The sequence below is a fragment of the Flavobacterium sangjuense genome (assembly GCF_004797125.1).
Lineage (GTDB): Bacteria > Bacteroidota > Bacteroidia > Flavobacteriales > Flavobacteriaceae > Flavobacterium > Flavobacterium sangjuense.
This window is the reverse complement of sequence record NZ_CP038810.1, coordinates 1,131,991-1,144,388: the sequence shown is the minus strand read 5'-3', so window position 1 is coordinate 1,144,388 and position 12,398 is coordinate 1,131,991. Positions and strand designations below refer to the sequence as shown.

Below are 12,398 nucleotides of genomic sequence, written 5' to 3'. Positions count from 1 at the left end.
AATAGAAACAATATAATTTGGGAATGTTTCAATAGTTGTAGGGCAATCGATTGCATTGTTTTTATTTAAATTGAAAACCCTTGTGTACTGATTCAAAAAAACTATTTTTGAAATAATTTTATCTTTAAATGGAAATTAAAAAACTATCTGTCATCATTCCGTGCTTCAATGAAGGTCCTACTATTCATAAAATATTGGACAAAATTAAAGCGGTTTCACTTCTGAATAATATCGAAAAGGAAATAATCATCGTGAATGATTGCAGTACAGATACTACTACGGAAAGTATAAAAAATTACATTTCAACCAATTCTTCTCTCAATATTGTTTTTCTAGAACATGACAAAAACAAAGGAAAAGGCGCGGCACTTCATACCGGAATAACTATTTCTACCGGAGATATCATCGTTATTCAGGATGCTGATTTAGAATACGACCCGCAGGAATATAACATACTTTTAAAGCCAATGATTGATGACGTTGCCGATGTCGTTTATGGAAGTCGATTCATGGGTGGAAATCCGCATCGCATCTTGTTCTTCTGGCACAGTATCGGAAACAAATTCCTGACATTTCTGAGCAATATGTTTTCCAATCTGAATTTGACAGATATGGAAACCTGCTACAAAATGTTCCGTTCCGAAATTTTAAAATCGATAAAACTAAAAGAAAAGCGTTTTGGCTTTGAACCTGAAGTAACCCAAAAGGTTGCCCGAATTCCAAAAATCAGGATTTATGAAGTTGGTATAAGTTATTATGGCAGAACCTTTGAAGAAGGTAAAAAAATCAACTGGAAAGATGGTTTTCACGCGATTTATTGTATACTGAGATACGGGATTTTCAGGTAAATCTATACAAAAGGCTTGCGGTTTCGTTTCTCTAAATAATGATGCCAAAGCATAAAAGTCGCCATGGTTCTATAGGGTTTCCAGCTTTGTGAAAGCTTTTCCATTTCCTCCTTCGTATGAACATCAAACAATTCTTTGATTGTATTGACAACAGCAATGTCGCCAAGCGGAATAATATCGGGTGATTGCAAGGCAAACATCAGATACACATCGATGGTCCAATGACCAATTCCTTTTATTTTAATGAGTTCGTTTCTAACTTCATCAGCTGATTTTGAAGGAAAGCTATCCAAATCTAATTCGGAAGAAACCGCTTCCGATAGTATTTTCAGATAACTTATTTTTTGTCGGCTAACCCCACAACTTTTCAAATCTTCATCAGAACACGGTATGATTGTTTCGGGAGAAACGGTTCCTAAAAGGTTTTCTATTTTTGAGAAACAGGCTTTCGCCGAATCGATAGAAACCTGCTGTTCCAGTATTAATTTGCAAAGCGTAACAAATCCGGATGGTCTTGACGGAATAAAAAAAGTGGTGTATTGCTGCTGCAGACTTTTGAAAACAGGTTCTTTGGCAACCAAAAATGAAATGGCTTCCTGCATTTTAAAAATAGAATCCGAAGGAACCTTTTATAGTAAAGTTATTGGTGCCGGGAATATCTCTATAGTTACCTCTCCATGCAAAATCCAAGCGGAATACTTTGAAGATATTTCCAATTCCGGCATTGTATTCCCAATACGGTTTTTCCGGAGCTTGGTAAATTAAACCCGAAGCATTGATTAATCTGTTTTCATCGCTAACTGTTCCGTAAACCCCTTTTACACCTACAATTTCTCTCAAATTCAGTTTTCTTAAACCAGGAATTCTGGCAAATATTTTTCCCTGAAAATTGTGTTCCCATTTTAATGTTGCATACTGATCGGTAACAAATTCGTAGAAATTAAGATTACTAAAAGTATTGTCAATTATAAAAAGTGTCTGGTTACCCGGAACAACACTCATTAAGCCCAGTGGAACCTCACCAAAAGTTTTTCCCAGTTCCACCGTAAGATTAGAACGTCCTACCGCACCAATAATAATTGGTTGTTTGTAATATAGCTGAAGCTTTTGATAACTAAAATCGCTATTGATAAATCCTTTAAATCCTTGACTGTAATTCACAAAAATCCGACTATACGGTGAATCAATATCACGCCTCTCCACACCATATCCAATTGTCTTCTTCTTTGGCGTAACTTCAATCTGAGCGTTTACTTCCGATTGCGTTACGCTGCTTTTGGTAGTGGTTTGAGTTGCATCTGTATAATAATCAAGCGCAAATGTATCTGATGCTGACTCTAAAGTTCGGTATGAAAAACCAAGTTGAAAGGTTATATTTTTGATTGGCTCAATCTCTACTGCCAAAGTACTAAGATTAATGTTGGTTAATTTACCGTTAGAGCCTGTCGTAAACAATCCTGAAGAAGCATAACTTCTACCCAAAACATCGTTGGTTGTTGTTAAGCTGGCGCCAATTTGCTCCACATCGCGCCTATTTCCTCCCGAAATAATGACTCTGTTTTTCTTGTCAATCATCCATTTTCCGGAAGCTCCATACTTTACTTTATTGTCTCTAAAACCATAAGCTGTATATCCTTGTAATCTCCATAAATCATTTGGCCCAAAATAGGTTCTCACTCCGGCTCTGACTCTCCAACCTTCTACTTCATTGTTTCCAATGGTTGAGAATATTGGACCATAATCCAAATGATATTTCGGAATTTCGATATAACCACTTCCTAAAATTGAAACTAGACTATAAAGTTGTTTGAATCTCTTGACCGTTTTGAGCGTGTCAATCATGGCGTAGATTTTCTTCTCGTCTTTGTTGAGTTTTTCAAATCGATTTTCGTCCCAATACTCATTAGATCTGGCGTAAACCTCATTGTTTATATAGTTAACTTCTTCCTTATAGAATTTGTCTGATTTCTTTTCGTTAAACTTGAAATTTCTATATAAGGTGGTGCGTTTTCCATAAACCCCTTTGGACTCTTCTTTCTTTCTCAAAGCAAAGTCAGACATCATATAATCTCTTGTTGGCAGAAAAACCGAATCGTTCAACACTTCGTATTCCTGCTCCAGATAAATATCTTTTACCCAGTTGATATTGGCGCTTTTGGTAATTGCCATATTTATTTTCTTGATGGCAAATGTCGTATCGTTAACCCAAAAATCTCCTTTAAAAGTCAATTCGTTTTTACGTCTTGGATAAAAGACAATGTTGTAGCACAATTTGTTATCAATAACTGCTGTATCGGCCAAAACGTAGTTATAAACGTCAATTCCTGTTCGGGATAACGGACTCGTAAAACTCTTATCAAACAACTGCAAATAGTTGTCGTAAATATCATAGTCATTATACAAATCCTTGATAAACATGTTCACGCCATCACCTGTTCCTAAGCCCGAATTTTTGTTGGCTTTGAGGATTTCTCTGGTTCTTTTGTTTTCGTTATCTCCATAGAAATCAGACAACGATTCGTTGATGAAAATTGGCAGATATGTCTTCCCCGTAACTTTAGAAGTATCGATGTTTTTGAAAACGAATTCCATGCCTTTGAAAAGTTTCTTTTTCATAAAAGCACTATCAATAGTGTTCATGTCAAATTCTACCTTTTCATACTTTTCATATTCGTATTGCTTGAACATTTTTAGTCCATTCTTTCTTCTTCGCTCCCAAATTTTTCTAAGAATGTCTAATGCAGGATTATTTTTTTTGGAAGTTTTTCCGGCGTAAATTTTAACTTCTTTCAAAGCATTACCTTCAGTCAGAATAACTTTAAAATCGTAATTCACTTTTTCGGGTAACTTTACTGTTTTATCCGGAAAGCCAACAAATGATACTATCAATTCGGTGTAATTATCCGGTGATTCTATATAAAACCGACCATCTTCATTAGAAACAACTCCGGTGTTAGAGCCTTTAAAAACAACATTCGCATAAGGAATAGGCTGCTTAGAACTATCAAGTATGATACCGCTCACTTTGGTTTGAGCCACTAAAACTGTATTGAAAACAATTAAAAATAAACTAAAATAAATCTTTTTCATAGGCATAAAAAAACTTCACCAAATCGATGTCTGATGAAGTTTCAAATATAGGTAAATTAATATTATTTGTAAGTTACTTTTTTCACAGCTTTAATAACATCTTCTGCATTTGGCAACCATTCTTTTAATAAAGTTGGTGAATATGGTGCAGGTGTGTCAGCCGTTGTGATTCTTTGAACAGGCGCATCCAAATAATCAAAAGCGCGATCCTGAACCATATAGGTAATTTCAGAAGCCACACTGGCAAATGGCCATGCTTCTTCAAGAACTACTAACCTGTTTGTTTTTTTAACCGAAGTGATAATCGCGTCATAATCCATTGGGCGAACCGTTCTCAAATCGATAATCTCACAAGAGATACCTTCTTTGGCTAATTCGTCAGCAGCGATGAAAGCTTCTTTGATGATTTTACCAAAAGAAACAATTGTTACATCAGTTCCTTCTCTTTTTATATCGGCAACGCCAAGTGGAATAGTGTATTCTCCTTCCGGCACTTCGCCTTTGTCACCATACATTTGCTCCGATTCCATGAAAATCACAGGATCGTTATCACGAATGGCTGCTTTCAACAAACCTTTTGCATCATAAACAGTTGATGGAACAACTACTTTTAAACCTGGTGTGTTTGCAAACCAGTTTTCAAAAGCTTGTGAGTGCGTTGCTCCTAATTGTCCGGCAGAAGCTGTTGGTCCACGAAAAACCATTGGCATCGGAAACTGTCCGGCCGACATTTGACGCATTTTGGCAGCATTGTTAATAATTTGGTCAATACCAACTAACGAGAAATTGAAAGTCATGTATTCTACAATCGGGCGACAACCGTTCATTGCTGAACCAACTGCAATTCCGGCAAAACCAAGTTCGGCAATTGGCGTATCGATTACTCTTTTTGGTCCAAATTCGTCGAGCATTCCTTTTGAAGCTTTGTAAGCACCGTTATATTCGGCAACTTCTTCACCCATTAAATATACTGATTCATCACGACGCATTTCTTCGCTCATCGCTTCGGCAATCGCTTCTCTAAATTGTATTGTTCTCATAGAATTTCTATTTCTTTCAATTAATTTGAATGGCAAAAATAAAAATTAAAAACGATTAAAAAAGATATTTAAGTTATAAATCATCTTGCTAAGTAGTGCAAATAATTGAAAGGGAAAGGAATCTCAATATTTATCTTTTACGAAATCGATATAATAGAGGTAAAATATTATGCGCGCATAGTACATTATTCAAAATATTATTCTAATTTTGTGCTTCGAAATTTCAACAAACACACAATACTTATGAAAATATTAGTTTGCATCAGTCATGTTCCTGATACTACTTCAAAAATTAATTTTGTAAATGGAGACACCGAATTTGACACCAATGGTGTTCAATATGTAATCAACCCGAATGACGAATTTGGTCTAACAAGAGCCATTTGGTTTCAAGAACAACAAGGTGCTAATGTTACCGTTGTCAATGTTGGTGGTGCTGATGCCGAAGCCACTTTGAGAAAGGCTTTAGCCATTGGTGCTAACGAAGCAATCAGAGTAAACGCAACGCCTACTGACGGTTTTTTTGTTGCCAAACAATTAGCCGAAGTAGCAAAATCGGGTGGATATGATTTAATTATCTGCGGAAGAGAATCATTAGATTATAATGGCGGAATGGTTCCCGGAATGTTAGCTTCACTATTAGATTACAACTTTGTGAATTCTTGCGCAGAAATAACTATCAACGGAACTTCAGCAAAAGCTGCCAGAGAAATTGACGGTGGAAAAGAAACAATCTCTGCTGCATTGCCATTAGTAATTGGCGGACAAAAAGGTTTGGTAGAAGAAAAAGATTTGCGTATTCCAAATATGAGAGGAATCATGACGGCAAGAACAAAAGTGCTAACCGTTCTTGAGCCTGTAGCTGCTAACATCAATACGAAAGCGGTGAAATTTGAAAAACCGGCTCCAAAATCAGCGGTGAAATTATTTGCAGCAGATGATTTGGACGGATTAATCAATGCATTACACAACGAAGCAAAAGTTATCTAATTTAAAAACACACAATATGTCATTATTAATATATGCTGAATCAGCAGACGGAAAATTTAAAAAAGTAGCTTTTGAATTGGCTTCTTATGCCAAAAAAGTAGCCGAATCTTTAGGAACAACAGTAACTGCAGTAACAGTAAACGCAGGAAATGTTTCTGAATTATCAAAATACGGAGTAGACAAAGTATTGAAAGTTTCTAACGACAAATTGAACAATTTCAACGCAAAAGCTTTCGCTGATGTTGTTGAGCAGGCAGCACAAAAAGAAGGAGCAAAAGTAATTTTATTGTCTTCTACAACCGACAGTTTATATATGGCGCCATTAGTTGCCGTAGGTTTAGATGCCGGATTTGCTTCTAACGTGGTTGGATTGCCTTTGAGCACTTCGCCATTCCAGGTGAAAAGAAATGCTTTTTCAAACAAAGCTTTTAATATCACTGAAATCAATACTGATGTTAAAGTATTAAGCTTAGCCAAAAACTCATACGGATTGGTAGAAAGCAATGCCGCAGCAGTGGAAGAAGATTTTGCGCCAAGTTTAAATGATGCCGATTTCAACGTAAAAGTAGAATCAGTAGAAAAAACAACCGGAAAAGTAACTATTGCCGATGCTGATGTGGTAGTTTCCGGTGGCCGTGGTTTAAAAGGCCCAGAAAACTGGGGAATTTTAGAAGATTTAGCTGGAGTTCTTGGAGCAGCAACCGCTTGCTCTAAACCGGTTTCTGATTTAGGATGGAGACCTCATAGCGAACACGTTGGGCAAACAGGAAAACCCGTAGCGGCCAATTTATATGTTGCTGTTGGAATTTCAGGTGCTATTCAGCACATAGCCGGAATCAACTCATCAAAAGTAAAAGTGGTTATCAACACTGATGCTGACGCACCATTTTTTAAAGTTGCCGATTACGGAATCGTTGGTGATGCATTGGAAATTCTTCCAAGATTAACACAAAAACTAAAGGAGTTTAAAACTCAAAACGCATAATTCACAATTTATTAATTCAAATCAGAGCTGCCGAAAAATTAAAAATTCGACGGCTCTTTTTTTATACTTTCGTTTTTAGAAGCGAAAAGTTTTTGTTACTTTGCATCCCGAACCCTCGGGACTTAATTTACAATAAATTAAAAGTCGGGATACAATTCCTTCACGGCTTTATACTTAAGAATAATGAGTTTAGTAAAACTAACTATAAAGGGAATTTCCTATAGTCAAACGCAAAACGGTGCGTATGCCTTGATTTTAAATGAAGTAGATGGTGAACGAAAATTGCCTATAGTTATTGGAGCTTTCGAAGCACAATCAATTGCAATTGCGCTTGAAAAAGAAATCAAACCTCCGCGTCCTTTGACGCATGATTTGTTCAAAAGTTTTGCAGACCGATTTGATATAGTGGTAAAGCAAGTGATTATTCACAAACTGGTTGATGGCGTTTTCTACTCCAGCATTATTTGCGAAAGAGATAAAATTGAAGAAATTATTGATGCCCGAACTTCGGATGCTATTGCTTTAGCGTTGCGTTTTTCGGCGCCAATTTTTACCTATAAAAACATATTGGACAAAGCCGGAATCTATCTGAACAATCCAACAGAATTAGAAAATCAGAATCCGGATGATGAAGGTGTACTTTCTACTCCGGAAACGTTTGGATTAGACAGCGAAGGCAATGCCTCAACCGATGTTTATAAAAGCATGAGTCTTTCTGAATTGCACGAATCTTTAGAAAAAGCAGTTCAAAACGAAGATTACGAGAAAGCAGCGAAGATTCGCGATGAGATATCGAAACGTGAGTCTTAAAGTTAATTTGGTTATTCGGTAATTTGGTTATTCGAATAAATCAAAAAGAAAATGAATTTTTTATACAATTTGATAACTTGGTAATCGGTAAATTTATAAACACAAATAACCGAATCACCAAATAACCAAATCCACAGCAATGAAACAATACCACGATTTAGTGCGACACGTTTTGGAAAACGGTTGCCAAAAAGGAGACAGAACAGGAACAGGAACCAAAAGTGTTTTTGGTTACCAAATGCGTTTTGATTTGAATGAAGGTTTCCCAATGGTAACAACCAAAAAACTGCATTTGAAATCGATTATCTATGAATTGCTTTGGTTCCTTAAAGGTGACACCAACATTGGTTATCTTCAGGAAAACGGAGTTAAAATCTGGGATGAATGGGCAAACGAAAATGGCGATTTAGGTCCGGTCTACGGTCATCAATGGCGCAACTGGAACAGTGAAGAAATTGACCAAATCACAGAATTAATTGATACGCTGAAAAAGAATCCAAACAGTAGAAGAATGTTAGTTTCAGCATGGAATCCTTCTGTACTTCCTGATACTTCAAAATCATTTGCCGAAAATGTTGCCAACGGGAAAGCCGCTTTACCTCCGTGTCACGCGTTCTTTCAGTTTTATGTTGCCGACGGAAAATTGTCCTGTCAATTGTACCAACGAAGTGCTGATATTTTTCTTGGTGTTCCTTTTAACATTGCTTCTTATGCATTATTTACGATGATGATTGCACAGGTTTGCGACTTGCAGGTTGGGGAATTCATTCACACTTTTGGTGATGCACACATTTACAACAATCATTTTGAACAAGTGGAATTACAATTATCACGCGAACCAAAACCACTGCCGAAAATGATTTTAAATCCGAATGTGAAAAACATCTTTGACTTCACTTTTGAAGATTTCACCTTAGTGGATTACGATCCGCATCCGCACATCAAAGGTGTTGTGGCAGTTTAAAACAAAAAATCCGTCCCGATAAATCGAAACGGATTTTTAACCAATAAACCTAAACCAAATTATAGTGCTAACACACTATTTTCTGCACCAGCAAACTCGTTATAAGCATAACTATCTGCTTCCGGATCGTTCAAATAAGTACCATCAACTAAATATTTGAACTCAAAAGAATTGTCTTTTGGTAAATCAAAAGTCGCTTTGAAAGTTCCTGTTTTTAGTTTTGATAATTCACCTTCAGCCGGGTTCCAATTATTGAAATCACCAACTACTGAAGCTGTATTTGCTTCTTTTGCCTCGATTGAAAAGGTAACTTTAACAACCGGTTTTGTTTTTATAACTTGTTTTTTAATAGCCATAACTAATTCATTTATAGATTACTGGGCAAAGTAAAGCATTAGTTTAATATGTTTTACACGTCAAATCATTTTTAAGAATTTGCTAAAAACTAAGCTAATTTAGAAGAAGATGTATAATTTAAAGTGCTTTTAATTTTGCATCTCTGATTAAGAAAACGTTTTCTTAATACAATATCATAAAATCATATTTCGTCATTTTAAAAATAAATTTTACCTTTAAGCCACAATTTCGCCTTATGGAAGCAGAACAACACGAATTATATGAATATGCCAGAGATAGAATCAAGCAAAAAAAAGGCTTGTTTTATCATTTTATAGTGCTTTGCTTAGGCAGTCTTTTTTTAATTATAGCCAATAAATGGTTAGGATTATATTCTGATAAAACCTGGTGGACATGGGCGGTTACGGTTTGGATTTTTCTATTTATTCTTCATGTTATAAGGGTTTTTGTGGTGAGTAACTTTATGAATAAGCATTGGGAAAGAGAGCAAATTGATAAGTTAATGCTAAGACAAGCCAACAAAATAGAAAAACTAAAAAACGATTTGGAAAATTCAAAACCAGCGGCCGAATGATTACACTTATTGCTGCTGTTGCCGAAAACAATGCGCTTGGCAAAGACAACCAATTGCTTTGGCATTTGCCTGATGATTTCAAACGATTCAAAAATGTAACTTCAGGTCATTATATTATTATGGGACGAAAAACTTTTGAAAGTTTCCCAAAACCATTACCCAACAGAACGCACGTTATTATTACCCGTCAAAAAAAGTATACTGCTGAAAACTGCATCGTGGTGGATTCGTTGCAAAAAGCGATTGCCATTTGTCCAAAAGAGGAAGAAACATTCATCATTGGCGGTGGCGAAATTTACACTCAAGCTATTGAAATAGGTGATAAACTAGACATCACAAGAGTGCATCACACTTTTGATGCTGATACTTTTTTCCCTGAAATCGATTTGAGTAAATGGGAATTAACTGCTTCCGAATTCCATCCAAAAGACGAAAAACATCAATTCGATTTTACGTTTCAAACCTATTTAAGAAAGTAAATTTAGAGAACTCTTCTAATTAAAATATTGGCTTATATTTGCCAAAAAAATCACGCATGTCAAAGATTATCACGCCATATAAAGATTCATCCTTGGGCAAAAAAGAACAGGTTGCCCAAATGTTTGATAACATTTCCGGGAACTATGATGGCCTGAACCGGGTTATATCGCTTGGTATTGATATGAAATGGAGAAAAAAAGTAGTTGCATTAGTAGCCGAAAAAAATCCGGAAACCATTCTTGACATTGCAACCGGAACCGGTGATTTGGTGATTATGATGTCGAATACTTCTGCCAAAAAGATTATTGGTCTTGACATATCAGCCGGAATGCTTGAAGTTGGGAAGCAAAAAATTGAAGCCAAAAAACTATCGGATAAAATAGAAATGGTTTTGGGAGACAGCGAAAACATGCCTTATCCTGATAATTATTTTGATGCGATTACGGTTTCATTTGGCATCAGAAATTTTGAAACACTGGAAAAAGGCTTAGCTGAAATCTATAGGGTTTTAAAACCTAATGGCATTTTTGTGATTTTAGAAACTTCAGTTCCGACTAAATTTCCATTCAAACAAGGATATACATTTTACACCAAATTTATTTTACCTATTATTGGAAAAATTTTCTCGAAAGACAATAATGCTTATGGCTACTTATCCGAATCTGCGGCAAATTTTCCTTTTGGAGAAAATTTAAACAATATATTGCGTAAAATTTCGTTTATAGAATGTAAAGCTATGCCACAAACGTTTGGTGTTGCTACCATTTATACAGCAACCAAAAAATGAAATTGACTTTTCTAGTAACAATATGAAAAAAATAGTAGTTCTATTTCTTCTACTTTCAATATACGCCAACGCACAATTGGGCAAAAGTATGTTTACAAAAGATCCGATAATCAATTTGGAAAATTTTGATAAACAACGTGTGTATTGGGGTTACTTTTTGGGGTTTAGCACTTTTGATTTTAAAACCGATTTTAAAACAAATCCTGCACCGAACAAACTTATAGATGTTAAAGGTCATTCGGGATTTAACGTCGGATTGGTTGGTGTGCTTCGTCTGCATGAATATATAGAGTTACGATTTGAACCGGGATTATATTACGCCAGCAGAACACTAACTTATTCGGAATTCACAAACGAAAGAGATGCTGTAAGAGAAGTAAAAGCTACTTATATTGATTTCCCGCTTATCCTGAAATTTTCTTCCTTGAGAACCGGAAACGTTAGACCTTACCTTCTTGGCGGATTGTCATCAACCTTAAATCTTTCGAGCAATTCTAAATCCAAAGATGATAATTTAGAGCAAAAATTTAGAGTTAAACCGTGGACGCAGAATTATACTGTGGGTTTTGGTGTTGATTTGTATTTTGAGTATTTCAAATTCTCACCTTCTATTCGTGGTGTTTTTGGATTGAAAGATGAATTAATCCGTGATGTTGATCCAAATAGTCCTTGGACAGGAAATATTCAATCGATGAAAACCCGTGCGGTGCTTATCAATTTTACATTCCACTAAGATTCAGATTCTCTTCTGAACTCACTCAGGAAAATTGCAGCTGCGGTGGCCACATTTAAGCTTTCCGTTTTTTGGATGTCGCCAAATCTTGGAATAGCAATTCTGTTTTTTATACTTTTTTCTAAACTTGCCGAAATTCCGTTGGCTTCGTTTCCGAGAATTAAAATGGCTTCTTTAGGTAAGGTTTCTTTATAAAGATTTTTTCCATCCATAAAAGTACCAAAAACCGGAAGTGAACTTTGCAAAACATAATCATTCAAATCAACATAATTTATCTTTACCCGACTGATAGAACCCATGGTTGCCTGAATTACTTTTGGATTATACACATCTACAGTTTCATAAGAACACAACAATTGGGTAACGCCAAACCAATCGCAAAGTCGAATGATTGTCCCTAAATTTCCCGGATCACGAATATCATCCAAAGCGACAATCAATCCTTTAGTATCTATTTTGGTTGGCGATGGAATTTTGAAAATAGCCAAACAGGAACTTGCCGAACTCAAAGCTGTAATTCGCTTCATGTCAGCTTCTTTTATTACTGTTTTTTGAGAAATGGATACTTGTTCAAAAATAGCTTCAGTTTCGAATAAATGTTCCAGCACAAAATTTGATGCTAACAATTCCTGTATTACCTTTACACCTTCAGCTATAAACAATTGGTGCTCGGTTCTAAATTTTTTATGTTGAAGACTTGTAATTAATTTTATTTGGTTTTTACTAACCATAAAATAATG

General features: G+C 35.7%; 14 protein-coding genes. 9 read left to right on the top strand and 5 right to left on the bottom strand.

Translation table 11 applies throughout. The annotated features are described in order from the left end of the window. Positions 1 to 128: 128 nt before the first annotated feature. Positions 129 to 848, top strand: a complete 720-nt coding sequence (locus tag GS03_RS05040; protein ID WP_136151476.1) for a glycosyltransferase family 2 protein — start codon at positions 129 to 131, stop codon at positions 846 to 848. Positions 849 to 850: 2 nt separating this feature from the next. On the opposite strand, the gene GS03_RS05035 is transcribed toward GS03_RS05040, so the two are convergent. The 3 genes from GS03_RS05035 to GS03_RS05025 form a co-directional block, all read right to left on the bottom strand. Then, on the bottom strand, positions 851 to 1,450 hold the full coding sequence (locus GS03_RS05035) for a DNA-3-methyladenine glycosylase family protein (RefSeq protein WP_136151475.1): 600 nt from the start codon (positions 1,448 to 1,450) through the stop codon (positions 851 to 853). A gap of 1 nt (position 1,451) precedes the next feature. After that, positions 1,452 to 3,938 (bottom strand): DUF5686 and carboxypeptidase-like regulatory domain-containing protein, encoded by a 2,487-nt coding sequence (locus GS03_RS05030; RefSeq protein ID WP_136151474.1) that lies wholly within the window; start codon positions 3,936 to 3,938, stop codon positions 1,452 to 1,454. Positions 3,939 to 4,000: 62 nt separating this feature from the next. Beyond that, on the bottom strand, positions 4,001 to 4,978 hold the full coding sequence (locus GS03_RS05025; RefSeq protein ID WP_136151473.1) for a pyruvate dehydrogenase complex E1 component subunit beta: 978 nt from the start codon (positions 4,976 to 4,978) through the stop codon (positions 4,001 to 4,003). 243 nt (positions 4,979 to 5,221) lie between these two features. Here GS03_RS05025 and GS03_RS05020 point away from each other — a divergent pair, with 243 nt between their 5' ends. The 4 genes from GS03_RS05020 to GS03_RS05005 all read left to right on the top strand — a co-directional run bounded on the left by GS03_RS05020 (position 5,222) and on the right by GS03_RS05005 (position 8,727). Next, on the top strand, positions 5,222 to 5,968 hold the full coding sequence (locus GS03_RS05020) for an electron transfer flavoprotein subunit beta/FixA family protein (protein WP_136151472.1): 747 nt from the start codon (positions 5,222 to 5,224) through the stop codon (positions 5,966 to 5,968). 16 nt (positions 5,969 to 5,984) lie between these two features. Continuing rightward, positions 5,985 to 6,953, top strand: coding sequence for an electron transfer flavoprotein subunit alpha/FixB family protein (locus GS03_RS05015; protein ID WP_136151471.1), 969 nt, complete (start codon positions 5,985 to 5,987; stop codon positions 6,951 to 6,953). A gap of 183 nt (positions 6,954 to 7,136) precedes the next feature. Beyond that, positions 7,137 to 7,763: a bifunctional nuclease family protein gene (locus tag GS03_RS05010; protein WP_136151470.1), complete on the top strand. Its 627-nt coding sequence runs from the start codon at positions 7,137 to 7,139 to the stop codon at positions 7,761 to 7,763. A 139-nt stretch (positions 7,764 to 7,902) separates the two neighbouring features. After that, positions 7,903 to 8,727: a thymidylate synthase gene (locus GS03_RS05005; RefSeq protein ID WP_136151469.1), complete on the top strand. Its 825-nt coding sequence runs from the start codon at positions 7,903 to 7,905 to the stop codon at positions 8,725 to 8,727. A gap of 59 nt (positions 8,728 to 8,786) precedes the next feature. On the opposite strand, the gene GS03_RS05000 is transcribed toward GS03_RS05005, so the two are convergent. Further along, positions 8,787 to 9,083: an isoamylase early set domain-containing protein gene (locus GS03_RS05000; protein WP_136151468.1), complete on the bottom strand. Its 297-nt coding sequence runs from the start codon at positions 9,081 to 9,083 to the stop codon at positions 8,787 to 8,789. A 236-nt stretch (positions 9,084 to 9,319) separates the two neighbouring features. Between GS03_RS05000 and GS03_RS04995 the strand changes: the two genes are divergently transcribed. The 4 genes from GS03_RS04995 to porT are packed head-to-tail and all read left to right on the top strand — an operon-like array spanning position 9,320 to position 11,658. Next, positions 9,320 to 9,658: a 2TM domain-containing protein gene (locus GS03_RS04995; RefSeq protein WP_136151467.1), complete on the top strand. Its 339-nt coding sequence runs from the start codon at positions 9,320 to 9,322 to the stop codon at positions 9,656 to 9,658. Further along, positions 9,655 to 10,137 (top strand): dihydrofolate reductase, encoded by a 483-nt coding sequence (locus GS03_RS04990; RefSeq protein ID WP_136151466.1) that lies wholly within the window; start codon positions 9,655 to 9,657, stop codon positions 10,135 to 10,137. The genes GS03_RS04995 and GS03_RS04990 overlap by 4 nt, the downstream gene beginning before the upstream one ends. A gap of 56 nt (positions 10,138 to 10,193) precedes the next feature. Next, on the top strand, positions 10,194 to 10,925 hold the full coding sequence (ubiE, locus tag GS03_RS04985; protein WP_136151465.1) for a bifunctional demethylmenaquinone methyltransferase/2-methoxy-6-polyprenyl-1,4-benzoquinol methylase UbiE: 732 nt from the start codon (positions 10,194 to 10,196) through the stop codon (positions 10,923 to 10,925). 22 nt (positions 10,926 to 10,947) lie between these two features. Then, positions 10,948 to 11,658, top strand: a complete 711-nt coding sequence (gene porT / locus GS03_RS04980) for a type IX secretion/gliding motility protein PorT/SprT (protein WP_136151464.1) — start codon at positions 10,948 to 10,950, stop codon at positions 11,656 to 11,658. On the opposite strand, the gene GS03_RS04975 is transcribed toward porT, so the two are convergent. After that, entirely contained in the window at positions 11,655 to 12,389 is a 735-nt protein-coding gene (locus GS03_RS04975) for an RNA methyltransferase (protein ID WP_136151463.1), read from the bottom strand. The two genes, porT and GS03_RS04975, sit on opposite strands and share 4 nt — an antisense overlap. Positions 12,390 to 12,398: the final 9 nt, after the last annotated feature.